At 60.4% G+C, this 25,880-nt stretch carries 31 protein-coding genes; 9 read left to right on the top strand and 22 right to left on the bottom strand.

Annotation, left to right across the window (positions count from 1 at the left end):
* Positions 1-60 precede the first annotated feature (60 nt).
* The 3 genes from DXT96_RS02330 to DXT96_RS02320 all read left to right on the top strand — a co-directional run bounded on the left by DXT96_RS02330 (position 61) and on the right by DXT96_RS02320 (position 1,909).
* On the top strand, positions 61-669 hold the full coding sequence (locus DXT96_RS02330) for a LysE/ArgO family amino acid transporter (protein ID WP_153513393.1): 609 nt from the start codon (positions 61-63) through the stop codon (positions 667-669).
* A gap of 111 nt (positions 670-780) precedes the next feature.
* Entirely contained in the window at positions 781-1,368 is a 588-nt protein-coding gene (locus tag DXT96_RS02325) for a DUF1214 domain-containing protein (protein WP_149898862.1), read from the top strand.
* The gene (locus DXT96_RS02320; protein ID WP_153513392.1) at positions 1,361-1,909 is read left to right on the top strand and encodes a DUF1254 domain-containing protein; all 549 of its coding nucleotides are present in this window, start codon (positions 1,361-1,363) and stop codon (positions 1,907-1,909) included. Before DXT96_RS02325 ends, DXT96_RS02320 begins: the two co-directional genes overlap by 8 nt.
* 20 nt (positions 1,910-1,929) lie before the next feature.
* Here the strand turns inward: DXT96_RS02320 and DXT96_RS02315 are convergent, their stop codons facing one another.
* On the bottom strand, positions 1,930-2,118 hold the full coding sequence (locus tag DXT96_RS02315; RefSeq protein ID WP_153513391.1) for a hypothetical protein: 189 nt from the start codon (positions 2,116-2,118) through the stop codon (positions 1,930-1,932).
* A gap of 554 nt (positions 2,119-2,672) precedes the next feature.
* Here DXT96_RS02315 and DXT96_RS02310 point away from each other — a divergent pair.
* Positions 2,673-3,614: a DUF2336 domain-containing protein gene (locus DXT96_RS02310; RefSeq protein ID WP_153514150.1), complete on the top strand. Its 942-nt coding sequence runs from the start codon at positions 2,673-2,675 to the stop codon at positions 3,612-3,614.
* Between the two features lie 23 nt (positions 3,615-3,637).
* Here the strand turns inward: DXT96_RS02310 and DXT96_RS02305 are convergent, their stop codons facing one another.
* From DXT96_RS02305 to DXT96_RS02290, 3 genes are all read right to left on the bottom strand, one after another.
* On the bottom strand, positions 3,638-3,991 hold the full coding sequence (locus DXT96_RS02305; protein WP_153513390.1) for a DUF1491 family protein: 354 nt from the start codon (positions 3,989-3,991) through the stop codon (positions 3,638-3,640).
* A gap of 284 nt (positions 3,992-4,275) precedes the next feature.
* Entirely contained in the window at positions 4,276-5,190 is a 915-nt protein-coding gene (locus DXT96_RS02295; protein WP_194287526.1) for a peptidoglycan-binding protein, read from the bottom strand.
* Positions 5,162-6,691, bottom strand: a complete 1,530-nt coding sequence (locus DXT96_RS02290; RefSeq protein WP_153513388.1) for a HAMP domain-containing sensor histidine kinase — start codon at positions 6,689-6,691, stop codon at positions 5,162-5,164. Before DXT96_RS02290 ends, DXT96_RS02295 begins: the two co-directional genes overlap by 29 nt.
* Before the next feature lie 485 nt (positions 6,692-7,176).
* On the opposite strand from DXT96_RS02290, the gene DXT96_RS02285 reads away from it, so the two are divergent.
* Together DXT96_RS02285 and DXT96_RS02280 are read left to right on the top strand one after the other, a co-directional pair.
* The gene (locus tag DXT96_RS02285) at positions 7,177-7,602 is read left to right on the top strand and encodes a DUF5330 domain-containing protein (RefSeq protein ID WP_149898855.1); all 426 of its coding nucleotides are present in this window, start codon (positions 7,177-7,179) and stop codon (positions 7,600-7,602) included.
* A 192-nt stretch (positions 7,603-7,794) separates the two neighbouring features.
* Complete coding sequence (locus tag DXT96_RS02280) at positions 7,795-8,211, top strand: SufE family protein (RefSeq protein WP_149898854.1); 417 nt, start codon at positions 7,795-7,797, stop codon at positions 8,209-8,211.
* Positions 8,212-8,214: 3 nt separating this feature from the next.
* Here DXT96_RS02280 and DXT96_RS02275 read toward each other — a convergent pair whose 3' ends face one another.
* The 10 genes from DXT96_RS02275 to DXT96_RS02230 all read right to left on the bottom strand — a co-directional run bounded on the left by DXT96_RS02275 (position 8,215) and on the right by DXT96_RS02230 (position 16,703).
* Complete coding sequence (locus DXT96_RS02275) at positions 8,215-9,075, bottom strand: DUF6456 domain-containing protein (RefSeq protein ID WP_153513387.1); 861 nt, start codon at positions 9,073-9,075, stop codon at positions 8,215-8,217.
* A complete protein-coding gene (locus DXT96_RS02270) occupies positions 9,068-9,505 on the bottom strand; it encodes a helix-turn-helix domain-containing protein (RefSeq protein WP_153513386.1) in 438 nt (145 codons plus the stop codon). Before DXT96_RS02270 ends, DXT96_RS02275 begins: the two co-directional genes overlap by 8 nt.
* Before the next feature lie 390 nt (positions 9,506-9,895).
* Positions 9,896-10,324 carry a MucR family transcriptional regulator Ros gene (gene ros / locus DXT96_RS02265; RefSeq protein ID WP_003512037.1) on the bottom strand — a complete coding sequence of 143 codons (429 nt, stop codon included), beginning with the start codon at positions 10,322-10,324 and terminating at the stop codon, positions 9,896-9,898.
* Positions 10,325-10,757: 433 nt separating this feature from the next.
* On the bottom strand, positions 10,758-11,090 hold the full coding sequence (gene mnhG, locus DXT96_RS02260) for a monovalent cation/H(+) antiporter subunit G (RefSeq protein ID WP_153513385.1): 333 nt from the start codon (positions 11,088-11,090) through the stop codon (positions 10,758-10,760).
* Positions 11,087-11,473, bottom strand: a complete 387-nt coding sequence (locus tag DXT96_RS02255; RefSeq protein WP_149898850.1) for a cation:proton antiporter — start codon at positions 11,471-11,473, stop codon at positions 11,087-11,089. The genes mnhG and DXT96_RS02255 overlap by 4 nt, the downstream gene beginning before the upstream one ends.
* Positions 11,470-11,949: a Na+/H+ antiporter subunit E gene (locus tag DXT96_RS02250; RefSeq protein ID WP_371418767.1), complete on the bottom strand. Its 480-nt coding sequence runs from the start codon at positions 11,947-11,949 to the stop codon at positions 11,470-11,472. Before DXT96_RS02250 ends, DXT96_RS02255 begins: the two co-directional genes overlap by 4 nt.
* The gene (locus DXT96_RS02245) at positions 11,946-13,520 is read right to left on the bottom strand and encodes a Na+/H+ antiporter subunit D (RefSeq protein WP_153513384.1); all 1,575 of its coding nucleotides are present in this window, start codon (positions 13,518-13,520) and stop codon (positions 11,946-11,948) included. Before DXT96_RS02245 ends, DXT96_RS02250 begins: the two co-directional genes overlap by 4 nt.
* Positions 13,521-13,540: 20 nt before the next feature.
* Positions 13,541-13,918, bottom strand: a complete 378-nt coding sequence (locus DXT96_RS02240) for a Na+/H+ antiporter subunit C (RefSeq protein ID WP_142839358.1) — start codon at positions 13,916-13,918, stop codon at positions 13,541-13,543.
* The gene (locus DXT96_RS02235) at positions 13,918-14,337 is read right to left on the bottom strand and encodes a Na+/H+ antiporter subunit B (protein WP_149898847.1); all 420 of its coding nucleotides are present in this window, start codon (positions 14,335-14,337) and stop codon (positions 13,918-13,920) included. The genes DXT96_RS02240 and DXT96_RS02235 overlap by 1 nt, the downstream gene beginning before the upstream one ends.
* Positions 14,334-16,703 carry a putative monovalent cation/H+ antiporter subunit A gene (locus DXT96_RS02230; RefSeq protein WP_153513383.1) on the bottom strand — a complete coding sequence of 790 codons (2,370 nt, stop codon included), beginning with the start codon at positions 16,701-16,703 and terminating at the stop codon, positions 14,334-14,336. Before DXT96_RS02230 ends, DXT96_RS02235 begins: the two co-directional genes overlap by 4 nt.
* A 227-nt stretch (positions 16,704-16,930) precedes the next feature.
* Between DXT96_RS02230 and msrB the strand changes: the two genes are divergently transcribed.
* Positions 16,931-17,338: a peptide-methionine (R)-S-oxide reductase MsrB gene (gene msrB / locus DXT96_RS02225; RefSeq protein WP_149898845.1), complete on the top strand. Its 408-nt coding sequence runs from the start codon at positions 16,931-16,933 to the stop codon at positions 17,336-17,338.
* Between the two features lie 220 nt (positions 17,339-17,558).
* Here msrB and DXT96_RS02220 read toward each other — a convergent pair whose 3' ends face one another.
* From DXT96_RS02220 to DXT96_RS02200, 5 genes are all read right to left on the bottom strand, one after another.
* Positions 17,559-18,053, bottom strand: a complete 495-nt coding sequence (locus DXT96_RS02220) for a GNAT family N-acetyltransferase (RefSeq protein ID WP_153513382.1) — start codon at positions 18,051-18,053, stop codon at positions 17,559-17,561.
* 122 nt (positions 18,054-18,175) lie between these two features.
* Positions 18,176-18,844, bottom strand: coding sequence for a hemolysin III family protein (locus tag DXT96_RS02215; protein WP_149898843.1), 669 nt, complete (start codon positions 18,842-18,844; stop codon positions 18,176-18,178).
* A gap of 338 nt (positions 18,845-19,182) precedes the next feature.
* Complete coding sequence (locus DXT96_RS02210; RefSeq protein ID WP_153513381.1) at positions 19,183-19,503, bottom strand: TraR/DksA C4-type zinc finger protein; 321 nt, start codon at positions 19,501-19,503, stop codon at positions 19,183-19,185.
* Positions 19,504-19,563: 60 nt separating this feature from the next.
* On the bottom strand, positions 19,564-19,974 hold the full coding sequence (locus DXT96_RS02205; RefSeq protein WP_149898841.1) for a universal stress protein: 411 nt from the start codon (positions 19,972-19,974) through the stop codon (positions 19,564-19,566).
* Between the two features lie 48 nt (positions 19,975-20,022).
* On the bottom strand, positions 20,023-20,271 hold the full coding sequence (locus DXT96_RS02200; protein ID WP_153513380.1) for a hypothetical protein: 249 nt from the start codon (positions 20,269-20,271) through the stop codon (positions 20,023-20,025).
* Between DXT96_RS02200 and DXT96_RS02195 the strand changes: the two genes are divergently transcribed.
* Complete coding sequence (locus tag DXT96_RS02195; protein ID WP_153513379.1) at positions 20,254-21,114, top strand: VOC family protein; 861 nt, start codon at positions 20,254-20,256, stop codon at positions 21,112-21,114. The genes DXT96_RS02200 and DXT96_RS02195 overlap by 18 nt on opposite strands.
* A gap of 86 nt (positions 21,115-21,200) precedes the next feature.
* Complete coding sequence (locus DXT96_RS02190; RefSeq protein ID WP_153513378.1) at positions 21,201-22,385, top strand: AI-2E family transporter; 1,185 nt, start codon at positions 21,201-21,203, stop codon at positions 22,383-22,385.
* Positions 22,386-22,739: 354 nt separating this feature from the next.
* Here DXT96_RS02190 and DXT96_RS02185 read toward each other — a convergent pair whose 3' ends face one another.
* From DXT96_RS02185 to DXT96_RS02175, 3 genes are all read right to left on the bottom strand, one after another.
* A complete protein-coding gene (locus tag DXT96_RS02185) occupies positions 22,740-23,831 on the bottom strand; it encodes a bifunctional transcriptional activator/DNA repair enzyme AdaA (protein ID WP_153513377.1) in 1,092 nt (363 codons plus the stop codon).
* 266 nt (positions 23,832-24,097) lie between these two features.
* The gene (locus DXT96_RS02180; RefSeq protein WP_153513376.1) at positions 24,098-24,823 is read right to left on the bottom strand and encodes a polysaccharide deacetylase family protein; all 726 of its coding nucleotides are present in this window, start codon (positions 24,821-24,823) and stop codon (positions 24,098-24,100) included.
* Positions 24,824-24,876: 53 nt separating this feature from the next.
* Positions 24,877-25,785, bottom strand: a complete 909-nt coding sequence (locus DXT96_RS02175) for a dihydrodipicolinate synthase family protein (protein ID WP_153513375.1) — start codon at positions 25,783-25,785, stop codon at positions 24,877-24,879.
* Positions 25,786-25,880 lie beyond the last annotated feature (95 nt).

Raw genomic sequence — 25,880 nt, 5'->3', positions numbered from 1 at the left:
GTCCGCAGGCGACGGCTTGCGCCATTCCGCATGGACAGAGACAAGAGGCTCCCGACGCGCATGGATATACAAATCTTCTTCACCGGCCTGACGATGGGTCTGAGCCTCATCGTCGCCATCGGCGCGCAGAATGCTTTTGTTCTGAAACAGGGGCTGGCGCGCTCGCATGTGTTCGCGGTCTGCGCCACCTGCGCCATTGCCGATGCGCTGCTGATCACCGTCGGCGTCTTCAGTTTTCAGCGGATCAGCGCCGTCATGCCGGCGCTTGATCCCATCATGCGTTATGCCGGAGCTGCCTTCCTTATCTGGTATGGCGCCAAAAGCCTGCATTCGGCGCTGCGTTCATCCGAAGCGCTGTCGGTGGCTGAGCGGCAGGAGGCGAGCCTGTGGCAGACGCTGGCCATTTGTCTGGCGCTCACCTTTCTCAATCCGCATGTCTATCTCGATACCGTCGTGCTGCTCGGCACCATCTCCACGCAATTTCCCGGCTTCGAAAAGACCTTTGCGGCGGGTGCGGCCACCGGCTCGGTGCTGTTCTTCTTTTCGCTGGGATATGGCGCGCGCTGGCTGCGGCCGGTCTTCGAAAAACCTTCCGCCTGGCGCATTCTCGAAGGCGTCATCGCGGTTACCATGTGGGCCATCGCCTTCAAGCTGGTCATGGGTGCGTGAGAACCGGAATTAGCAATTCCCCTCATTTTCACAAAGACTAAACAAAGGGCACCATTTTCCAAACGGGGAATCAGTGATAGTTCTCGACCTGTTCAAAAACGGGAAAACAGCGTGTTCCGAGTTCCATTCCTTGTCGGCATTGCCCTTCTGATCGCCTTTGGCGGCGGTATTGCCGTTACGCTCGCAGCACTTGAGGCGACATCCGGTTTCGGATCGATCCGCATCGGTTCCTGGGACGCGTTTCCCGAAGCGCAGACAATCGAGGCTGACCCTTACGCCAAATCGCACCGCGCCGATGCCGGCAGGCTGCTTTATGGCACGACCGAGGGGCTGGCCTTTACCGCCTCCGTCGACAGCGATGGCCAGCGGCTCAGCGGCGAATGCCGTTACCGGCTGGCCGGCGCCGTGCCGCCTTCGCGGTTCTGGACGCTTTATACCGCCGATCAGCAGGGCAATGTGCTGGCGGAAGATGCCGGGCGGCCGTTTGCGCTGAATTCCCGCACGCTTCTGCGCAGTGCGGATGGCGGCATCGACATCACCATCGCTCCCGACGCCCAGGCCTATAACTGGCTGGCGGTGCCGCAGGGCCAGACATTCAAGCTGGTGATGACGCTGCTCGATACGCCGGTCGCCGGCAGTTCCGGCCTGATCGATATCGCCATGCCGCAAATCCGCAAGCTGGGGTGTGGCAATGCTTAGGGTCCTGCTCGCCATCCTCACCGGCCTCGTCGCCGCCGCCGTGCTGCACGTCATCATTCTTCTGGCGATACCGCATTTCAGCAATCGCGATGCCTATACCCGCGCGGTGGCGGAAGGAAAGCCGCATCTGTTTCACCTGCTCGAAGAGACGACCGAGAAGAAGACGCTTGGCAGCGGCGATCCCTTCATGCGGGTCGCGGTCTGTACTTTTAATATCGAAGAAAAACCTGTCCGGCTCACCGCACTTGGCGCCGTACCGTTCTGGTCTGTCGCGGTTTACGACAGGGCCTCGAACGAGGTGTTCAGCATGAACGACCGCACGTCTGCTGGCGGGGTGATGGATATTCTGGTCGCCGATGCGGTGCAGATAGCCGCCATTCGCAAGGCGCAGCCGCCATCGCTCTCACAGGCCATTCTGGCGAAATCGGATCAGACGGAAGGATATGTGGTGTTGCGGACCCTGGTGCCGCAGCCAAGCTTCGGGGAAGAAGCCGAACGTTTCCTGAACGAAGCGAAATGCCAGCCGACGCCGTGGAAATAACGCCGGTCTTTTACATATAATCAGGATTTCAGAGCCGTTTCCGGTGCGGATTTGCCCTTGCGCACGACCTTTCCAGTGGGCTCGGTTTCGCGCTTCTCATAACGTACGCCGGTAAACAGCACCACCTTTGCGGGGCCAATCACCTTGGCCACGATGCCGGCGGGGCGCAGGCTTCGTCGGGCGTCGCCGATTGGAATAATGTCTGCCATGCTTCTCTCCTCTTCGGGAGTCAATGTTGCCTATGGGAACCGCGCAAGCCTCGTCTTGCGTCGGGAATTTCATCACCATCACATTGCGCATAATCCAGCCCACAGGCTGGTTTTCGCATGTCCCTAAAACCGCATAAGGTTTTAGCGCGGGACTATGCGGACATTCAGGCATTTCGCGGCCATTTTGGCTTTTATTCCGAACGTCAGAATAACATGGAATCCTAATACTGCCCATGAAATTACAAACAGACAGAGGTTAATGATCCGTTAACCCTAATCGCTGGACGCCAATTTATCGCCGAAAGGGCCGCACCCGTTGAAAACAAAGGCGATGCGGCAAAGTTCCATGACATTTTTTCCGTCATGAAGGTTTTAAAATTTCCTTGTTGATAGAGGCAGAATATCTCTTGCCACCCCCCATAGTTAACAGGACGTCAACGGATTTGCTCTAATTTGAGCCGATATTGTGTTTGCGTTTGTTGGGTAGTGCGTTGACCGACCGGTTTCGAGAACTTGAGAGGCCAAGAGCCATTAGGAAGAAAGATGTGGTGCTTATGGCCACGGTGACGAATTTCGAGTCTGTGTCCCATCCGTCAAAAACGGACCTCCGGCAATTCGCCGAGCTTTTCATGCCGCTTTTTAATGCCTCCACCGAGGAAGCCAAGCGCGAAGCGATCGCCGCGCTGTCGCAGCATCCGAGCGTGCCTTCGGCTGTCGCCTTCTTCATCGCCTGCCAGCCGATTTCGCTTGCTGCCCCCTTCCTCATCTCCTCGAAGTGCCTCACTGACGAGACGCTGATCACCATTGCCCGCACGCAGGGTGCCGCGCATGCCCGCGCCATCGTGCGGCGAGAAGACCTCTCCCCCACCGTGATCGATGCGCTGGTTGGCCTGCGGCATGCCGAAGATCTGAAGCGGCCGGATGAGCCGACGACTGCCACCGAACCGCAGGTGGCAGCCGCAGCCGAACCGGAAGTGGCGGACGTGGCCATCCCTGAGACCACGGCGAAAATTGACGCCGCATCCGCGCTCGAAGAGGAAATGCGTCAGCGGATCAAGCAGATGGCGCATCATCTCAACCGCCCGGAAAGTGACGTGCTTGGCCTGCGCCGCCTGAGCGACGTGCAGGAAGCCCTGCTCGTGCGTTTCGCCCGTGAACGCAATGCACGGCAGTTTGCCATTGCGCTATCGGATTCGCTGTCATCCAGCTACTGGCTGTCGGAACGCATCATGCTCGATATTTCCGGCGCGCAGCTTGCGACCACGCTTACCGGGCTTGGCATGGAGTTTTCCGAAGCCGCCTTCGTCTTGCAATGCTTCTATCCGCATCTGGCCGCCACAGAGGGCGACATGAGCCGCGCCGAGGCCCTGCTCGACCGTCTCGACATCGTGGAGTCCGAAGAGCGGGTGGAAAGCTGGCGTCGGGCGGATAGCTATACGCATGGCCGCGAGCGGCCGAGCCGTCTTACCGTCGTTCCCCGCAAAACCGGGACGTGAAGGGGTAAACGGCCTTTGGCCGTCTAAGCCGGTGGCTGGTCCACCAGCGTCAGCAAAGTGCCGATCTCATCCGTCTCGATCTCCACGATCCACAGATCGCTGTCGAAGCGCCGTTCCTTCTCCAGTAGGGCGGTGCTTTCCTCAGCCTCCGCACCGGCAAGGCGCGTTTCAAAACGGCGCTCGGCGCGGATTTCCTCGTCATCGGCGAAGCTTTGCGGCGCCGGTCCATAGAGGTTTTCACGGCCGTCGCGCAGGCGCTGGCGGATGAAAATCGCACCCGCCGCCTCCGCGCCCCTCTTTTCGATGGCAGCAAATCCGCCGGCGGCGAAAACGCGGCGGATGAGGGCGGAGACGAAGATTTCGGATTTGAGGCGCATTGGTGGTGCTTTCGGTGGAAAGAGTGGGACGTGCTCTCGATGTTGGATTTGTCAACGGATCGAGGTGCGTGGGGTTTACCCCCCTCTGCCCTGCCGGGCATCTCCCCCTCAAGGGGGGAGATCGGCAAGGCGCTCTACCGCCACTTCATTTTCAAGCTTTGCGATGGGCGAGATCTCGCCGCAGATCGATCTCCCCCCTTGAGGGGGAGATGCCCGGCAGGGCAGAGGGGGGTGAGCCACGCCCACTCCGGCCCGCCATCAACGAACCTCCTGAGGCTAAAACCTCAAAGCGCCCCGATCGACTTCAGTTTCTTCAGCACCACTTCGCTCGGCTCGCCGGTTTCCGGCAGGCGATAGTGTTTTTCAAAAGCACGGATGGCGTTGCGGGTCTGCTGGCCGGCCACGCCGTCCACCTTCACGTCGGCATAGGCGATATTGATCAACCCCTGCTGAATCTTGGCAATCAGCGCGCTGCTTGCCGGCTTGGCAGCGGCAGTCGCGCTGTTGAGCGACACCGGCTCGGCCTTGGGGCGCGGCGCTTCCGCCTTGCGGATGGCGGCGGCGACCGGGTCGATTTCCACTCCGCCGCCGGTGTTGGTGTCGGACGGCCGGTCCTTTGGAATTGCCGCAACGGTGGCGCCGTCGATCCTGAGGGCGGCAAGCACCCGGGTCGTCGGCTCGCCGGTCTGTTCCATGCCAAGGGTTTCTTCGAAGAACATGATGGCGGCGGCGGTCTTCGGCCCCATGCGGCCATCCGCGTCGCCGTCGTAAAGCCCGCGTTTTTTGAGTTCGCCCTGAATATCTGCAACGATCTGCTGCGGCTTCTGGCTTTCGGCTGGCGGCAGAGCCGCGGTCTCGGCGGCCGGTGGCTGCGTCGCTTCCGTTTCGGCCGGCCGCTCTATGCGAAAGGTGGTGACGTTGCCGTGGGTGCCGAGCGGCTCTGCGGGGCGATAACCGGCGATACCGTTCGGGTTTTCCGCATCACGCGTGCGCAGGAAGGGAGACGGGTGAATGCCCGGCTGGTACCAGAGCGCATTGGCCGCAACAAAACCGAAGACGACCGCGAAGGCACCGCAGCCGCCAACCAGTTTCGGATGGCGCAGGACTTCGCGCCCGATGGCCGCAACCACCAAGGAAACAAACCCGGCGCCAATCTGGGCCGTTGTTTTCTTAGGCGATTTTCGCTTTCGCGGGGCCATCGTCACCATCCTTCTTCATAATCGCAGCCATTTCGCCGAGTTGACGGATGCGCGGCGGAAATTCCACCATGCATTCAGTTTCAGCGTCTTCGCCACCCGCCATGCCGGAACCATCGGCAGGCAACATGATTGTTACGACCGTTCCCTCTCCGGGCTTGCTGGCGATGACGAACGTGCCGCCATGCAGTGCCACCAGCCCCTTGACCAGGGATAGTCCGAGACCCGTGCCCTCATAGCGACGGGTATATTCATTCTGAACCTGCATGAAGGGCTGGCCCAGCAGGTCAATCTTGTCAGCCGCGATGCCGATGCCGGTATCGCTGACCGTCAGCTTCAGCATCTTGCCTTCGCGCGCGGCGTCGATTGATACAACACCACCCGCATCGGTGAATTTTATGGCATTGCCGGCCAGATTGATCAGAACCTGGCGAATGGCGCGCTGGTCGGCGGAGATTTCGCCGATATTGCGCTGGATGCGGCTGGTCAAAGTCAGGCCTTTTTCCCTGGCCTGCAGACCAAGCATCGCCTCGCAGGAAGCGATGGTTTCGGAAATCGGGAAGCTTTCCATCAGCAGCTCGTAGCGGCCCGCTTCCAGCTTGCTCATATCCAGCATGGTGTTGACCACCGACAGGAGATGGGCGCCGGACTGGCGGATCAAGCCGACATATTCGCGCTGACGATCATTTTCCAGCCGGCCGAAATATTCACCGGCCAGAATATCGGAAAAACCGAGGACGGCGTTAAGCGGCGTGCGCAGCTCGTGGCTGACGGCGGCAAGGAAACGCGACTTGGCGTCATTGGCCGATTCCGCCTCCGCCGCCTTGCGGGCGACATCGCGGCGCAGAAGCTCCATCTCGGTGACGTCGGAAAGCTGGGCGACGACGCGGCGCAGCCGGCCGGACGCGCTGCGGATCGCCGTCATTTCGATGCGCGCATGCATGAACTGCGCCGGGCGCGATTTCGCGCCGGTTTCAAACCGAAGCTCGGCGCTGGCCTTGTCCTCGCCCTGCCGCAAAAGATCGAAGGCCTGCATCAGTTCGATACGATCAGACACATAAACATATTCGGCAAAGACGTGGTCTTTGCAGGCCTGAAGCTCGGCCGGAAATTTCTCACGGTCACGACCGGAGACACGTTCGACGAGGCCGTTTTCATTGATGGTGAGCACGAGGCCCGGCACCTGCGATGCTGCGACAAGGTCGTCATCAGCCGCAGGAGCGGACGAGGATGCTACAACACGCAGCGGCCGGGAAAAAGCAATCGACAGGGCGGCGGCGGATAGAAACAGCGCCAGCACCAGGGCAGCACCAATGGGCAGCGCGATGGCGGGGCTGAAGACGAAGCTGAAGAGGGCGGGCACAACCAGAAGGCCGACGGCACCGAAGGCAATAAGGCGGCGCAGGCGCGCAACGGTTCCGGCGCGCCTTTCGGCGTCCTCTTCCATACGCGCAAGCCATCTGCCCGCGGCATGGTCGACCAGTGCGACCGCTTTTTCTCTCATATTACGCAATACCAATACCGAATCCCTGAGGCGGATCTTATGGCCCCGACAATAGAAGGCGGCGGCTTAAGGAATGGATAAAAAGAATGGCCGCAAACGGCCTTCAAATGCGCCGCAGTCCCAATACGGGGCATTTATTCGAAGCTTTGCCAATCATGGTTAATGACGGGTAAGCGACGGATTTCGCTTCATTTTTGCCATCGCGTTAACCTTTGTGGCAAAGCGTGCCGCCGCTTTGCCCCGGAACGCGCGGGCTCTGTCGCAATTATGCTTAACATGGACTGTTAAAATGCGAATGAATTGATGGCGCACGTGCCTATGCGAGGAGAATAGATACAATTTGAATTAAATTGCGCCGCTTTTTGCAATTGGCTGTTCGCCGGTCGCCTGTAGCTTCTCCCCAAGCCCGAAAAACGGGACAAAGGCCAATGACCCGAAACCGGGCGGGGCTTCAAAACAAAGATCATCTGGCAGGGTGTCTGACAATGTGGTTTCTGATCAAAGGAACATTCTGGTTTTCGCTGGTGCTGGTGGCGCTGTCCTATTTCGGTAGCTACAACGACCCCACCAAGGAACCTTCGGCATTCGATCTTCCCAGCGCCGTTTCGGCCGCCGGTGAGGCCTATCGTTATGTCAGCGCCATCTGCATTGAAAAACCCGACGTCTGCATCAAGGGTGCGGAAACCTTCCATGCGCTCGGTGAGCGGGCAAAGGAAGGCGCCAAGGTCGCCTATGAACTGCTCGACGCGCAGCTTGCCGCCGGTGACAAAACCGCTCCCGCCACGCAGATCGTCGCCGAGACCGAAAAACTGGCCGAAGCCCCGGCCATCAGCGTCGAATTTCCCGGGAATACCGACATGCTGAAGACCGGCACCGTCATTCCCCTGCCGCAGAAGCGCCCTGCCCCCTGATATTTCGCGGTCGCGCCTCGTCGCACCGCCCCTTCCTTGCAGCCGGATATGTCCGTCTGCGTGACTGCCTGCCAGACTTGCCCACGGAAACCTGTTTTCCGTGGGCTTTTTCATGGCCAGATGGTTCAAAACCGTCCGCACTTGCCCTATATCGTAGCCAAGATATGCAATAGTGGACGATACGGCGCGCAAATGGCCTCTCTCGAAACGATCCTTGATGACTTCGCCTTCCTCGACGACTGGGAGGATCGCTATCGTTATGTCATCGAACTGGGCAAGGCGCTGCCCGATCTGCCGGAAGACAAGCGCACCGCTGAAAACAAGGTGCAGGGTTGCGCCAGCCAGGTCTGGCTCGTCAGCCATAGCGACGGTGCGGAAGACCCTCTCATGACCTTCGAGGGCGATTCAGACGCGCATATCGTGCGCGGCCTCGTTGCCATCGTCCTTGCCGTCTATTCCGGTAAAAAGGCCTCCGAAATCGCTGGTCTCGATGCCATCCAGGTGTTCGACAAGATCGGGCTGGTGGAACATCTCTCTTCGCAGCGCGCCAATGGCCTGCGGTCGATGGTCAAGCGCATCCGCGAGGAAGCCAGGCTGCTGGCCGCCTGATCTTTAGCCCGCGATGATGGACGGGCGATAATCTTCATCCCCCCAATAGTGGCTTGCTCTTTTTGAGCGGTTGGCCTGAGGCACGTAATGCCGGGCAAGCGACAGGAGTGCGGCGCGCAGCAGCAGTTTTGCCGACCGCGCCGGCCATTGCCGCTCCCGCTCCACCGTTTCCAGACCCTTTTCGAAACAGCAGATATCGATGGCGACGCCCGACAGTTCCGGCCCCATCGCATCCGCCGCACGGGAAAACCGCACACGTGCGGCCATCGCAGCCTCGGTGAGATCGAGCGCACCGCCCGCCTCCCCCTTTGTTCGGTTCGCAATGCGCGGTTCCCATGTCGCGGTGACCCTGGGGTTGAGATGCGCGCGGTGAAAATCAGCGGCGAGACGTTCTCCAGCCTGTAAGGCGTCAGCCGGAAAGAAGGCCGTGCCGTCCCGCTCCTTCAGGCGAGACAGGCTGGTCAAAGGCGAGGTTTTGAGGTTGTGCCGGGCGGGCTGCCTGCCCTCGCCGACATCCACGATCACCGTCTGCACATCCCGGTGCTGCTCCTGAAAAATCTCGTCGCGATCCTTCGCGATCGCGCGCCTCAGATAGGCCGAGAGCGGCGCTGCGGCTAAAAGCGTGTCGCCCTGCCGGACGACCAGACCCGATGCGACGGCAAGCCTCACCGTCACTGCCGGGAATCGCAATCTCTCACTCCCTTCCCTCTCTTTCCCTGCCCCTTCTTTCGCTGCATTAGCCCGCCGCAATACCATTTCGCCACCCTCTTCCAACGCTTCAGCCGCGCCAGCCGCGATAAAACGCACCAGCCGTAAGAGAACAGGATCGGGACGAGCGATGGGTGTCTGTTTCGCCTCACTCATCGCGAACACCCCTCATCACGTTGAAAATGCTGCCGGCGAGCCGCTCGAGCATGGCGACGAACTCGTCGAAGGCCGGTTCGTCACGTCGATCCTCGACCACCTGGCAGGCATGGCCGACCGTGGTTCTGTCCCTGCCGAAACAGGGGCCGATATCCGACATGGCGATGCCGAGCTGCACATGGCACACATACATGGCGATCTGACGGATATGGCATTCGCTGCGCCGCCTGTCGCGGTGTCCGGACAAGCGGGGGCCGGCCAAACGCTCACCGGTCAATTGCACCATTTCGGCTGTCAATTGCCGGACCAGCCGGCAGATGCGGGAAATCTCCTCCCGCCCGGCAGCCGGTGGCCAGCGGCGGAAATGACGATCGGTAACCGGCGCGCATGGCCGCGCGGCGACAGACAGGGGCGATGTATCCGACGGCATATGCAACTCCTCTACGAATAGGAATTAATTCATACACCCGAGGGCAGCCGTGGGGAAGCGTGAATTTGACGCGGAAGAATATACCCTTGATATAGCTTTATTTTTGCAGAAATGACGCAAGCAATAAAGGATTTTTTTCCTCACGAAAGATTCAACGCGACAATAAAAAAGCCGGTCGATGGACCGGCTGGGTATTCATGTGACGGTAAAGACAGCTTCAAAGGGAGCATGTGGAGCGGGCGGGCTCCGCTTGCCGCCTTCTCCCGCCGGGGAGAAGTTCGCGGCAGCGGGTTGAGAGGGTAAGGGTGCGGTCTATCGCTGACGTTGCCCCCTCATCCGACCCTTCGGGCCACCTTCTCCCCGGTCGGGGAGAAGAATAGGCAGATCCGATTAGCGGTTGGCCTTACGGCGCTGGCCGAGACCCATTTCCTTGGCGAGCCGCGAGCGGGCTTCGGCATAGGCGGGCGCAACCATCGGATAATCGACCGGCAGGTCCCATTTTTCGCGGTATTCTTCCGGTGTCATGCTGTGATGCGTCGTGAGGTGGCGCTTGAGCGACTTGAACGAACCGCCGCATTCCAAACAGACGATATGATCGTCCTGAACCGACTTGCGAACCGAGACGGCAGGCTTCTGCTTTTCAACATTGACCGCCACCGATGCCGGGGCCGAGGTGCCGCTGAGTGCCGTGTGAACATCCGAAATAAGGCCGGGAAGCTCTGTAACCGGAACGACGTGGTTGCTAACATAGGCAGCCACAATATCCGCCGTCAGTTCGACCAGCAGATCCTGGGCGTTACCGTATGCAGTTTCCGTCATTTAAGTATCTCCTGTTTATTTATCTCCGGAAGCGGGCGAACGCCGCTTCGAGCGATGTGAAGTTACCCGGTGCCCCACCTTCGCCTTGTTGAAACCAACGTGAAACCTACCCCTAGATTTCAAGCGAAAACCGGAAACGTATTGATCCGAGATTCAACTTATGGCCCGCGACATGGGCAGCAATGGTCTGATGGACCATAGATTAGACATTAATAAAATGTCTATGCCGACTATGAAGAGGCTAGATGCAAATCGCGATTAGCAACTTTACACTTAATTTGGATAACAGCAAAACAGCAAAAGTCAAATTCCTATTATGAATTTTTCAGTTCAAAACAGTCTAATCGCAATACAAAAAATTACGGGTAATAAAATACTATGCCAAGTAGCAATTGAAAATGAACACCCCCTATTATTGGGGGGAATTTCAACTTCAAATTTTCTTGAGGTCATCAACTACCGATTTAACATGAAGCGGATAACCTGCCTTATGCGCGGCCATGGCAAGAAGATGCGCCGAGACCGGTGCTGTCAGAATGAAGAAGAAGAAACCGGCGAGTGCCCGTGCCAGCGTCGGCATATCCATGGAATGAATGCCCACGGCCAGAAGCAGCAGCCCGGACCCCACCGTCCCCGCCTTGGAGGCCGCATGCATGCGGGTATAGACATCAGGCAGGCGATTGAGCCCGATTGCGGCGATCAGTGAAAAGGCGGCTCCCGAGACCGTCAGCGCCGCAACGAGGATAGCAACAAGCCAGCCGATCATTTTCCGCCCTTTCTTTTTCCGCCAACCTTCTGATTTTTTGACGTTTTTTCAATGTCTTCCGACACCCTTTCGCCATCCAGCACCGCCTTCGACTTTCGCCCGCCGTCTGCGCCGCGCGCCAACACGAAACGGGCAAAGGCCACCGTTGCCAGAAAACCGACAAGCCCGAGCGCAATCGCGATATCGACATAAAGGGTGAAGCCGGTGCGGATGGCGATGACCGCGATGAAGCCGATGGCGATACCGACCAGCATGTCGAGCGCGACGATCCGGTCCGGCAGAGTCGGCCCGATGACAACACGATATACTGTCAGCAGGAAGGCTGCCGAGAGTACAACCGAGGCAAGTATAGTTGCAAATGAAACTATTTGTTCCGGCGTCATTGCTGAAACGCCTCCATGATCTTTTTTTCAAAGCCGTTGCGGATGTCGTTCCTCGCGGCTTCGATATCGCTGCAATCGATGGCGTGGACGTAGAGCGTCTTTCTATCCTCGGATACATCGACCGACAGCGTGCCGGGGGTGAGCGTGATGAGATTGGCGAGCAGCGTGATCTGGAAGTCCGTCGTCACCGTCAGTGGATAGGCGAAGATGCCGGGCTGCACGTCGAGCTTCGGCCGTGTCACCAGCACCGCCACCTTCCAGGCCGACAGCGCCAGTTCCTTGAAGAACAGCAGCACGAGCGACAGTATCCGCGTCAGCCGCAGCCAGTGATTGTTGCCCCTGGGTATCTGATGACGGATAAGCCCGAGCGCCAGTGCCGAGACGATGACACCGAAGACGATATTCGCCGGTGTGACGCTGCCGGTTATAGCAAGCCAGATGGCGAGGAACATCGACAGGACGATATAGAGGCTCACGGTTTGCCTCCCTCGGGAAAGACCGACTGGATATAGGCTTGGGGATCACCCAGCCCCACTGCTGCCTGCTGGCTGAGACTGAGCAGGCTTTCCGGAAACAGGCCGAAAAATACCACCAGCAAGGTCAGTCCGACCAGCGGTACGACGGAGGGGAGCGCCTGAGAGGGCGGTGCCGGTGATGGCGGCTGGCCTGCCGACGGCGCCGGGCGCCAGAAACACAAAAGGAAAATCCGTCCGAAGGCGATGGTAGCGATGAAACCTGAAACGAGAATGGCGGCGGCGAGCCACCATGCGCCGATATCGATCGCCGATTTGACCAGCACCGCCTTCGGCCAGAAGCCGGAAAAAGGCGGCAGGCCGGAACCGGCGAAAAACAGCGCCAGCGCCAGCGCCGAAAACCATGGGGCCTGCCGGTAAAGGCCACTCAGCGCCGTCAGACTAAAGCCGCCGCCGAGGCGGGCGGCATGGCCGGCGGCAAGATAAAGCGCCGTCATCAGCACCATGGAATGCAGCGCGTAAAAGATCGCGCCCGACACGCCCGACGGCGTGCCGATGGCGATGCCGGCCATCATGTAGCCGATGCCTGAAATGACGATGTAACCGAGCATGCGGCGGATGTCGTTCTGGGCGAGTGCGCCCATCGCCCCCAGCACCATGGTCAGGGCGGCCGAGATGGCGATGACGATGCTCAGTTCCTCACGCTCGACCGGAAACAGCATGACCATGACGCGCAGCAGCGAATAGATGCCGACTTTGGTCAGCAGGCCGCCGAACAGGGCGGACACGACGATGCGTGGCGTGTGATAGGAGGCGGGCAGCCAGAAATTCACCGGAAAGGCCGCCGCCTTCATGGCGAAGGCAAGCGCGAAGAGGCTGGCGAGCGTCATCAGCGGCGCGGTGCCGCGCAGGACGTTCGCCTTCAGCGCGATATCGGCCATGTTGAGCGTGCCGAAGATGGCATAGAGATAACCGACCGTGATCAGGAACAGCGTGGTGCCGATAAGGTTCAAGATGGCGTATTTCAACGCCCCGTCGATCTGTTCGCGCGTCGAGCCGAGCACGATGAGACCGAAGGACGAGATCAGCAGCACCTCGAACCAGACATAGAGGTTGAACAGATCGCCTGTCAGAAAGGCACCGGTGACACCCGCCATCAGCAGCATCAGGAACGGATAAAAACCGTAGCGCCTGCCGCTGGCGTCGATATCGCTGGCGGCATGGATGGCGCCCGCAAGCGCTACGATGGCAGCAGCAAGCGACAGCAGCGCGCCGGTGAGATCAGCGGTAAAGGCGATACCGAAAGGCGGCAGCCAGCGGCCCATGACCATGGTGAACGGGCCTTGCGTCGCGACCTTCCACAAAAGTGCTGCATCGAGCACCACGAGCAGGAAGAGCGCCGCGATGGCAACGGCGCCATGGTGGCGGATGGCGTGGCGCATCATCATCAGCACCGCGCCCGCGCCGATGCAGAGCGCGACCGGCAGGATGATCAGCCAGTCGGACAGCGGCACGGGCGCCATGACGAGTGCTGCGGAAAGATCGGTAACTGCGGAAGGGGTGGATGAAGCCATGTGTCTGAAGCCCTGCCCGCTCAATAACCGAGCGGCGGCATAGGCTCGCCGGCCGGTTCTGCGGTGCGCATTTCGTCCGTGTCGTCGGTCTGCAATTCCTGGAACGCACGCCAGGTCAGCACCAGAAGGAAACAGAAGAAGGAAAAGGAAATGACGATTGCCGTGAGGATCAGCGCCTGCGGCAGCGGATTGGCAGCACCCGCCGGCAGCGTATCCATGCCGGCCGGAATGATCGCCGGCACTTCGCGCGTCAGCCTGCCCGCGGTGAACAGCAACAGATTGACCGCGTTGCCGAGAATGGCGATGCCGAGCAGCATGCGGATGCTGTGTCGAGACAGCATGAGATAGATCGCCACCGAAAAGAAGATGCCGACGAGAATGGAAAAGACCGCTTCCATCAGTCGCTTTCCCTTTCTTCCAGTGCCAGCGCAATGGAGGTGATGGCGCCGACCACGACGAGGTAAACGCCGATATCGAAGGACATGACGGTGGAAAGCGGCACCTCGACGCCGAACAGGCTCGGATAGACCCAGAGCCCGGTCATGAAGGGCACGCCTGCGGCCATCGACACGACGCCGGACAACATCGCCATCAGCAACCCTGCTCCGGCGATGGCGAGCGGATGAAACACGATGGCGCGTCTGACCGCCGCCACACCATAAGCGATGCCATAGATTGCCAGCGCCGAGACCGCGACCAATCCGCCAATGAAGCCGCCGCCCGGCTCGTTATGGCCTCGCAGCAGCACGAAGATGGAAAACAGCACCATGAGGCTGGTGACAACGGGGGCGACGGTGCGCAGGATCAACGTATTCATGCCCGTGCTCCCTTCTTTTTCGCCGTTTTCGCCGGTCCCTTGACGGCGGCGGCCGGGCGGATGCGGATGAGCGCGAGGATGGCAAGGCCGGTGATCATCACCACCGCGATTTCGCCCAGCGTATCCGTACCGCGGAAATCGACGATGATGACATTCACGACATTGGCGCCGTGGGCGATGACCTTGGAATAGGTGTTGTAGAAGTCCGTCAGGCGGTTGTCGAAGCTCGCCTCCGTCGCCCGCATCAGGAACAGGGCAAAGCCGGTTCCGCAGGCAATGGCGATGGTGCTGTCCAGGAGCTTCTGGCCAAGTCCGCGATGGTCCGACGGCGACAGGCGAAGCCGCGTCATGACCAGCGTCAGAATGACCACCGACAGGGTCTCGACCATGAACTGCGTAAACGACAGGTCGGGCGCGCCGAACAGCAGGAAAATGACCGCCACCGCAAAGCCCTGAATGCCAAGCGCGATGATGGCGGTGAGCCGGCTCGATGCCGTCAGCACTGCAAGAAGCCCCGCCACCGCGATGGCGATGAAGGTCAGTTCATGGATCTGCATATCGTGCGGCCAAGAGGGCATCGCCGGAAGTTCGCCGTAAAGAAATAGCGGCACAAGCAGCACGGCGGCGATGACGGCGAAGGTGGCGGTGACATAAAATTCCAGCCGGCCGGGCTGAATGAGCCGCGTGACGTGGAAGGAGATTTTCACCAGCGCGTCGATGAAGACATCGAAACCCCTGTCCGGCCCGGCTCCCAGCGCCTTGAACGTGCGGTCCGTCAGGCCGCGGAGCGGGACAAGCTGCGTATAAAGGACGATGCCGAGCGCGACCGTGAGCAGGGACAGGCCGAGCGGCACGCCGATATGGGGAATGAGCGAGATTTCCACCGGACGCGGCTCACCGGCAATGGCGCTTGCCATGGGGATGGAGATGTAGAAATGCGCGATGCCGGAAAAGAGAGCGATGGTGAGCCCCTTCAGCGCCAGCAGCGCCGGGCCGAGCCAGAGCAGCAGCGGCCCCTCATGCGCATGTTTCGGCGTTTTCACCGGCTTGCCGAGGAAGGGTTTCAGTCCCACCGCAAAGGCGACGGCGAACATCAGCGCGTTGCCGAAAATGGCGATGCCGGTAAACAGCACGGCGCGCGGATTGCCATGCGCCAGCGCGTAATAAATCTCTTCCTTGGCGAGAAAGCCGAAAAACGGCGGCAGGCCGGCCATGGAAATCGCTGCGGCCAGCGCCGCTGCAAAGGTGATCGGCATGGCCTTGCGCAAGCCGCCAAGCTTCGTGACATCGCGCGTACCGGTCTCGTGGTCGATGATGCCGGCGACCATGAACAGCGCGCCCTTGAGCAGCGAATGCGCCACCAGATAAAGCACCGCGGCTTCAATGGCATGGTCCGAACCGAAGCCCGTCAGCATCACCAGAAGGCCGAGCGACGAAACGGTGGTATAGGCAAGCATCAGTTTCAGGTCGGTCTGGCGCACGGCCAGCAACGCGCCGGTGAGCATGGTCAGCCCACCGAAGAAGGGCAGCAGGATCTGCCAGGCGGCCGTGTCTCCGAGAACCGGGTTGAGGCGCATCAACAGATAGACGCCGGCCTTCACCATGGTTGCCGAATGCAGATAGGCCGAAACAGGTGTCGGTGCTTCCATGGCGTTCGGCAGCCAGAAATGGAAGGGAAACTGCGCCGATTTGGTGAAGGCACCGCCGAGGACCAGAAGCAGTGCGGCGAGATAAAACGGGCTGTCGCGCAAAATATCGCCGCCGCGCACCAGCATCGACAGCTGCGTCATGCCGCTGATGTCCCAGATGAAGATCAGCCCGGCAAGCAGCAGCAAACCGCCGCCACCCGTCACCACCAGCGCCTGCAGGGCGGCGCGGCGCGAGGCGGCACGCTCATGATCGAAGCCGATCAGCAGGAACGAGGTGATGGAGGTCAGTTCCCAGAAAACGAACAGCATCAGCAGGCTGTCGGAGACCACGACGCCCAGCATCGCCCCCATGAACAGAAGCAGAAAGGACAGGAAGCGGCCCTGCTGCGGATGGCCCTTCATGTAACCGCCGGCATAAAGCACGATCAGCAGGCCGATGCCGGTGATCAGCAGCGCGAAGGTGAGCGACAGGCCATCGATGAACCAGGAGAAACTGAGATTGAAGCTCGGCACCCAGGCGTAACCGCCCGTCACCACACCGCCCGCCGCAATGTCGGGCAGCATCAGCGCGAAATGGACAAAGGCCAGCCCCGGCGCAAGCGCCAGCACCCAGGCGGCATTGTGCCCCAACTTCTTCACCAGCACCGGTGCGGCGAGTGCTGCCATAAACGGCAGAAACAGCGACAGGAATGTCAGCGGCGTGACATCTGGTGTCATTCACATCTCCCGGGGTGTCCCCCACACATCTGCCTGGGGTGTCCCCCACCCCTGCGCGCCAATGACTGGCGTTCTCTTTAAATCGATTTTTTCAGTTAAGGCATAGCTAAAGGCATCTCAACCCAAATCGACACTTCCGGCTCATAACGAACGCGTTATGACGGTCTGCCCTCTTTCAATCCGTGGCGGCGATGACTATTTCTGGCAGGAACAGAAAGGATCATTCCATGAGCGATCTGACGCCCCCCAAAGTCAACAAGAGCGATGCCGACTGGCGTGAACAACTGACGCCGGAGCAATATCACATTCTGCGCGAGCACGGCACGGAGCGCCCTTTCACCGGTCCCTATTGGAACTCGACCGAAAAAGGCCTCTACCGCTGCGCCGCCTGTGACGAACCGCTATTCCTCTCCGACACCAAGTTCGATGCCGGCTGCGGCTGGCCGAGCTATTTCGAGCCGATCAAACCCGACGCGGTGACGGAACTGCGCGACGCCAGTCACGGCATGGTGCGTACCGAAATCCGCTGCGCCAATTGCGGCGGCCACCTCGGCCACGTTTTTCCGGACGGGCCGCCGCCGACCGGCCTGCGTTACTGTATCAACGGCCATTCGATGGTGTTTGAGCCGGTTTGAGGGGCTGAGAGTCTCTCACTCGACCGTATGTGGATCAAAACGGTGCCGCTTGTTTCTTCTCCCCGCCGGGGAGAAGGTGGCCCGAAGGGTCGGATGAGGGGGCAACGCCGACGATAGACCGAGAGCTTGCCCCCTCATCCCGCTGCCGCGGACTTCTCCCCGACGGGGAGAAGAACAACGCGGCGCCCGCTCGATATACAGGTGGCCTTCAGCTTTCAGCTCAGAGCTTCAGCTCCATACACGTCAAATCCAGCCAGCGGCCGAACTTGGTGCCGACTTCCGAAAACCTTCCGACAACCTTAAAACCGAGGCTTTCGTGCAGGCGGATGGAAGCGGTGTTTTCCGCTTCGATGGCGGCGATCAGCACATGCACGTCATTGCCGGAAGCGTGGTCGATCAGCGCCTGCATCAGCCGCTTGCCGATGCCGTGGCCGCGCGCGTCCTTGTGCACATAGACCGAATGTTCGCGGGTGTGGCGGTAACCGTCGAAAGCGCGCCAGTCGCCATAGGATGCGTAGCCGGCAACCTTGCCGTCAAGGATGGCGACGATGACCGGAAAGCCCCGCGCCTTGCGCGCAGCGAACCACTCCTTGCGGTTTTCCAGATCGACCAGCACCTCGTTCCAGATCGCCGTCGTATTGACGACCGCATCATTGTAAATCTCCATGATGCCGGAGAGATCATACACGGTCGCGTCACGCAGTTCCACGGTCATTATCCTTCGCCCTCGCTCATTGCGGAATACGCGCCGGCATGGTTGCGGTCGCGATCCTCACGAGCCTTAAGCGATGACGCCGCGGCCTGTCCAGTGTCTGCGGCGTGATAGGGGGAGGCTATTCAGGACGCCAGCGGAACAAGGCTGAAAGCGGTGACCACGGCGAAATAATGAATGGCGGCGGCGGTGACGACGAAACCGTGCCAGATGGCATTCTGGAAGCGCAGTTTTTCCCAGACATGGAAGATCACGCCAAGCGAATAGATGACGCCGCCGGCGACGATCAGCCAGAGCGTGACGGGAGCGAGATGCGACGACAGGGGCTCTACCACCATGATGCCGCTCCAGCCCATGGCGAGATAAAGGCCGATGGCCACCCGGTCGTATCGGCCGGGGAAGACACATTTGAGGAAGATACCACAAAGCGCGGTGAGCCAGATCAACCCCAGCATGGTGGCGATCAGCGGATCGTTGATGCCGCGCATCAGGAAGGGCGTATAGGTGGCGGCAATCAGGATGAAGATCGCCGAGTGATCCAGCCGACGCAGGAACCACTTTACTCGGGAATGCGGCCAGATATTGTAAGTGAAGGACACGGAAAGACAGGCAACCAGACCGAAACCATAAATCCACGCGGCCGCAATCGCGCTCAGCGTACCCCAGACGGTGGCGTAAAAAATCAGCGCCGTGGCGCCGACCAGCGCAAAAACAATGCCGACGCCATGGACGATGCCATCGGCGACAATCTCGTGAAAATCATATTTGCGCCCGAACCGCCACAAATCACTCATAGTCCATTCCCGTCTGCGTGCTTCCATCAAAGCATGGAGACAATATTAGACAGGAACAAGACAGCAGCCGGTTAACGTCGATCAAATTGCGTTCGAGGCTGTTGCGAAAGGAGAGGTACGGGTCGTTCTGCGGCCACAGCAATCGCCGATGGAGCGAGCGGTTGCCGCCTATTTCTTCTCCCCGCCGGGGAGAAGTCCGCGGCAGCGGGATGAGGGGGCGAGGTCAGAGATATGCGGAGAGCTTGCCCCCTCATCCGACCCTTCGGGCCACCTTCTCCCCGGCGGGGAGAAGAAACTTGCCGTGATGTCGTGCCACCCAAGCCTTCACTTCCACCTTATCACAAAGCCGCAGCACATTCCTGACAGAACGGCGTATAGGGCACCGCCTTCAAACGGTCCTCCGAGATCGTCTTGCCGCATTTGACGCAGGTGCCGAAGGTGCCCCTGGTGATGCGGTCGAGCGCTGCGTCGATGGCGCGCAGCTCGTCCTGCCCCACCTGCCCCATCTCATCCAGCACCTCGTCATTGTTGCGCTCCGTGGCGCGCTCCTCGTCATCGGGATTACGCGGCTGTTCGAAATCGGCCTCGATGCGGTGCAGGCGGCGATAAAGCTCACGCTGGCGGTCGCGCAGGATTTTCTCGTAACTCTCGACATTCATGGTGTTTTCCTCCAGCCGGTGCGGGCGGCCATTCGCCCGCAACCCTTTTTATGGCCGCTCTTACCGGTCGATCAGCACCGAACATTTGGCGTGGCGCACCACGCGGTCGGCGGTGGCGCCGATGAAATAATTGCTGAAATCCGGCGTATGCGACGCGATGATGATGAGGTCCGCCTTGTGTTGCTCGGCGGCGGCGATGATTTCGCGCGCAGGCGCACCGCTGCGAATTTCCTGGCTGCCCTTGAAGCCGCTCTTCGCCTTGAGGTCCGCAAGCTTCGTCTTGGCGTCCTTGATGGCGTTTTCGATGAGATCGACGGGCAGGTCGATCGCCATGTAGCCGGGTAGTTCCTCAACCACGTTGATGAGGACGATCTCGCCATCGGCGTCCAGCAGCGCCTTGGCCTTTTCAAGGATTTTTTCCCCCTTGTCGGTGGCGCTGAGGTCTACCGGTACGATGATCTTCTTGTACATGGCTGTCTCCTTTGGCTTATTCCGCCGTTTCGCGTGTCGTGCTCAAGCTCATATTTCCCTGCCATCGCTTGGTCCGCCTTGATCGAAGTCAAGGCTGTGCCGGTCTCGCAACAGGGCATTGTCAACAAATAGTGAACGGTCAATCGCCATAAGGCGATCTTTGCTGAACGACAAAATCCGCCCATATTCACCACAGACAAACGCCGCAAAGCGGCGTCGGCCAATGCCGGTGACCGCCGATCCGCTTTCCGGCGCGTCATATTCAATATGGAGATTATGATGAGTGAAATCAAACAATTCGCCCTGACGCGGCCGGCCTATGTCGGGCAGGCTCATCTCGTCGTCCACGATCTGCCGCGCGTTTCGGATTTCTACCAGAAGATCATCGGCCTTTCGGTGCTTGAAAAGAGCAAAAGCGGCGAGGTTCTGGGCGTGAATGGCCAGCCGCTCTTGACACTTTCCACCTCCAACACGGCGGAACGCGCGCCGCGCAATGCCGCCGGCCTGTTCCACACCGCCTTCCTGATGCCGAGCCGCGATGATCTGGCGCAATGGCTGGCGCATGCGGCGCATAACAACGTCCAGCTTCAGGGCGCGTCCGATCATCTGGTCAGCGAGGCGATCTACCTTGCCGACCCGGAAGGCAACGGTATCGAGGTCTATCGCGACCGGCAGCCGTCGGAATGGACCTACCAGCCTGATGGCACGGTGGAGATGGCTACCCTCGCCCTCAATCTTCAGGCACTTTATGACAGCGCACCGAAAACCGCTTTTGCCGGTGCGGCGGAGGGAACGGCCATCGGCCATATTCATCTGCAGGTCGGCAATATTCCGCAGGCGGATGAATTTTATCAGGACGTGCTGGGGCTGAACATCATGACGCGGTATCCGGGCGCCAGCTTCTTCGGCTCCGGGGCCTATCACCACCATGTGGCCGCCAATATCTGGAACAGCCGGGGTGCTGCGGCGCGCAAGGACAATATGACGGGGCTTGCCGGTTACTCGCTGAAATTCAACGAGCCTGAAGCACTCGAAAAGGCTGTCGCCGCGCTCGACCGACTGGAAATCGCGACCGAGCGGCAAAGCGATGGCATCGTTTTGAAAGACCCATGGGGCATCGGACTAAAGCTTTCCGCATAAACATAAAACGGGGCGGCCAAAAATTTGCGCCGCCCCGGAACCGCCATATTTTTCGAACGTTTGTCCCCTTATTGGGGGACCGTTCGATGAATGAAAATGCCAGACCGGACAAAACCGGTATTTTGGGCCATCACGTGGCCAGCACCGCAGCCGCGCCGGTGGCAAGGGCTGATCCGCTGGACCCCCCCGCCTCCGGTTCACGCCGCGACGATGCGCGCAGCCAGCAGCCGCTCGGCCGCGAAGCGCTTGATGTCGTTGTCGCCTGGTCGGTGATCGGCATCTTCCTCATCATGCTCATGGCGGTCATTCACGAATTGTCGCTCATCCTCATCCCGGTGGTGATGGCCATCGTGGTCGGCATGATCCTTGGCATCGCCGCCGAAAAACTCGGCTCCTATGGCATTCCCGGTTTCGGCGTCGCGCTCATTCTCTCCACGCTCGTGGCGGCGGTGATGTTCTTGGTGGTCAATTCGCTGAGCGAGCCGCTTTCCCTGCTCGCTTCGGAAGGGCCGGCGCTGGTGGAGCGCAGCATCGACCGCTTCCTGCCCTATCTGCAAAGTCTCAGATGGCTGAATATTTCGGCGGCGAGTTTCAGCATGGGGTCGATGTCGATGGAATCGCTGATTTCGCGCAGCGGCGAAATCATTTCCGTGCTCGGCGCCAACATCACGCCCGCCGTCATTCAGGGGCTGATCTTCCTCGCCGCGCTGCTGATGTTTCTCTATAGCCGGCTGCGGCTGCGCAAGGCGATCATCATGGCCTTTCCGGCCCGCCACCAGCGTCTCAGAACCATCCGCATCATCGGCTCGGTGGAAGAAGTGCTCGGCACCTATTTCGCCACGGCGGCGCTGATCTATGCCGGGCTTGGCGTGACGATGGTGGTTATCGCCTATTTGGGCGGGTTGGCCATGCCGCTCCTCTGGGGGCTGTTCGCCTTTCTCTCCAGCTTCGTGCCGTTTCTCGGCATCACCGCCATGACGATATCGCTGACGGTGGCCGGCATCATCACCCATGACAACATGATTTTCGCACTCATGCCGGCGGCGATCTTCTTCACCATTCACCTGTTGATGGAAAACCTCGCCTTTCCGGCTGTCGTAGGCCGCAACATGGAGATCAACCCGTTCCTCGTCTTCGTGATGATCATCTTCTGGACGTGGATGTGGGGGGCGGCCGGCGCCATGCTGGCGCTGCCGCTGTCGCTGATTGCCATGACGGTGACGCGAGAACTGTTTCCTTCGCGCAAGGTGGTTCCCAAATTGCCGGATTGAGCGGCGGTTTTCTGGCTGGAAAAGCGACAAGACAGGGGATTGGAGTGTTTTCGTGATTCGAAGAAACGCGAAATCGCTCCAGATGTGGGTTTAGGGGCGGTGTCAGTTGATGGCGGGCGGAGGGCGCGTGTGGTTTACCCCCCTCTGCCCTGCCGGGCATCTCCCCCACAAGGAGGGAGATCGGCAAGACGCTCTTCCACCACTTCATACTCTAACGTCGAGATGAACGAGACACAGCCGCGAATCGATCTCCCCCCTTGTGGGGGAGATGCCCGGCAGGGCAGAGGGGGGTAAAGCCCCACACACCCCGCTCAACTAAATGAACAACCCCCCAAAATCCAACAGCCAAGACCCTCAGGAAGCGAGCGGCATTCTCTGCCCCTCCCCCTGCGCGCCCGCCATGCGGCGCTCATGCTCGATCAGCCATTTCTTCCGCCACAGGCCTCCACCATAACCGGTCAGGCTGCCATCCGCCCCCAGCACCCGATGGCAGGGCACGACGATCGCAATCTGGTTGGCGCCATTGGCGCGGGCCACGGCGCGCACGGCGGATGACCTGTCCATGCTGGTTGCCAGCGAGGAATAGCTGACGATCTCACCCACCGGAATTTCCCGCAGGTTGCGCCAGACATCGCGCTCGAAGGGCGTGCCGTGGCCGGCGAGCCGGGTTTCGAAGGCAGCCGAACTGCCGGCGAAATAGGCGGCAAGTTCCGCCGCGATCTGGCCGGTCACCGCGGTGCGGCCCAGCACCATATCCGCGCCGGTGCGGGCCTTCAGCCGCTTCAGCTCGGCCGGAAGGGCCGGCCGGTCGGCGAATTCAAGCAGATGCAGGGCATGATCGTCGGCAACGACCAGCATCGGGCCGATCGGCGTATCGATCCAGTCACCCTTCAAAAACCCCTTGCCCTTCAGGGCGACGGGCGACGTGCCGAAGAACTGGTTGATCGCCGAGCGAAAGCCGCTGCCGGATTCGTAACCCGCATCGATCTGCGCGCCGATCACCGCCTCACCCGAGGCAAGGCTCGTCGCCGCGTCTCCGAGCCGGCGCAGCCGGGCGATTTCCAGAAAGCTCATTCCAAAACGACGCTTGAAGGTGCGGCGCACGGTGGAGGGATCGTGTCCCAGCACCACCACATCCTCCTCGCACCAGCGCCGCGCCGGTTCGTTTTCCAGCGCCGTCAGAAGCGAGGTGACGGTCTCGTCAGGAGCGCCATAGGACAACATCGGCTTGCAGCGCTTGCAGGGGCGAAAACCCGCCTCAAGGCATTCGGCGATGGTCTCGCGGAACCGGCAATTTTCGATCTTCGGTTTTCGCGCCGTGCAGGTGAAGCGGCAAAAGATCTTGGTCGAGGTCACGCAGACATAGGCCACGCCTTCATAGGCGGGGTCCTTGTTCACAAGGGCGGAATACAGCGTTTCGGTGTCGGGGCGTTTGAACAGCATCATGGGAGGATGCTAGCGCAATTTTCTGGTCCGCGCCGCCGAAAAACGGGCGTGGATGTGGGGATATATCTTCAATTTCCAGCCTTGATGAGGCTGCTTCCGGTAGAGAGAGAGTGCGGCATATTTCTTCTCCCCGCCGGGGAGAAGGTGGCGCGCAGCGCCGGATAAGGGGGCTACGGTAGAGATATGCGGAGAGCTTGCCCCCTCATCTGACCCTTCGGGCCATCTTCTCCCCCGTGGGGAGAAGAAACGAGAGGCAACCTTTTGGATTAATTCCCCGGCGGCGAAAAAGATGGGTCGTCCAGCCTCGTAAACACCACGCCGCGGGCTTTCAGCGCCAGAAGGCCTTTCACCACGCCCTCGCCCGCCTCATGGGTGGGCTGGTTGATGTGGGAGATGATGACATCGCCATCCTTTGCGGAGGCGATGTGTTTTGCTGTCATGGCCGCCCCCAGCAGCGAGCCGCCATCGCCATTGACGGAATAACCGGCCACCCGCATTCCAAGCCGGTTGATGGTGGCCATGGAGGACCTGGTGTATTTGGCCGTCGCCCCACGGAACCATTGCGGCTGGAGACCGGTGGCAGCGACGATCGCCTGGCGGCCGCCTTCCACTTCCTGCTCGACCGCCGCTTCCGAACCGGCAGCGGCGATGCCGTAGATGGACACCGGCTTATCCACCGCCGGCACGTGGTTTTCGCCGTGGTTTTCGATCTCGAACAGGTCTGGATGCGCCGTAAGCACGGCGAGCGCCTCGCCATTGTGTTTTAACCAGCGGGCGGTGACGAAGATCGTTGCCGGAATGCGCTCCTTCACCAGCGTATCGAGGATGCGGTGATCGGTCTTGCCCATGCAGGCATCAAGCGTCATCGCCACCCGCACGTTGCCGTCATGTCGCGGCGTCATTTTCAGCGTCGGCTCGACGAGGCCGGTGCCCGCGAATGCGGCGGATGAGGCAGATACTAACAGGGCGGCAATGAAGAGGCGACGCAGCATTTTTGGTTTTCCGAAGTATAATCCCGTGGCAATCCGCCCGCAAAGCGCCCGAATTATGACGCGGTTTCCAGCGCGGACAGGGCTTCCAGCGCCTCTTCCACCCGCTGTCGTTCCGCGCTGGTGAGCGGCAGGATCGGCCGGGGCGGTTCGCACGCCGTCAATTGCAGGATGTTGGCCGCGGCGTAAACCACGCGGATGCTGCCGAATTCCTTGAACAGCGCCCAGAGCGGCTGGAATGCGGCATCGATCCTTTTTGCCTCTTCCGCATTCTTGGCCTGAGCCGCCCGCATCAATTGCAGGGCTGCAACCGGCAGCAGGCCGGCAACCACACTGTACCAGGTGTCGCCGCCGGCAAGTGTCGCCTCGGCGCAGCCCCAGTCGCCGCTGTAGCCGATGGCGAAATCATCCGACAGCTTCGGCCTCAGCCGCGCGAGCTCACCCGCATAATCGGAATCGGCCGGCAGCGGCATTTTGATGGCGCGGATATTCGGGATATAGGCAAGCCGCACCAGAAGCTCGTCGCTGAAGGCAAAGCGGGTAGTCGTCGGATTGTTGTAGATGGCGAGCGGCAGGGCCGTTGCGCCGGCCACGGCGGCGAAATGGTGATAGGCCTCTTCCTGCGTCAGCGGCGTGTAGGAGACGGGCGCCAGCAACAGGGCATCGGCGCCGGCAGCTTCCGCATCCCTGGCCAGCGCCACCGCTTCATCGGTGCGCAAGGCGCCGACGCCGGCCATCAATATGCGCTTGCCCTTGAGGACCGCAGCTGCCGCCTCGATGGCGCGGCGTCTCTCTTCCCGCGTGAGGTACATGTAGATGCCGGTGCTGCCGAGAATGCCGATGGAGTCGACCGCCGCCGCATCCAGCCGTTCGATCAGGGCGGAGAAGGCCTGCGTGTCCACCCGCCCGGCCTCATCGGCCGGCGTTATCGGAAAAGCCGAAAGTCCCTTGAATCGTGTCGCCATGCCCGTCTCCCTCGCTTTGATCGGCAAGCAGGGTTACAGAGCCAGTGGCGGAGCGGCAAGAAAAGTGGCGGCTAAACCCCTGCCCGCAACCGAAA

Source organism: Agrobacterium sp. ICMP 6402 (assembly GCF_009498615.1).
Lineage (GTDB): Bacteria > Pseudomonadota > Alphaproteobacteria > Rhizobiales > Rhizobiaceae > Agrobacterium > Agrobacterium burrii.
The sequence above is the reverse complement of the archived record's forward strand: the minus strand, read 5'-3'. Positions and strand labels throughout refer to the sequence as shown.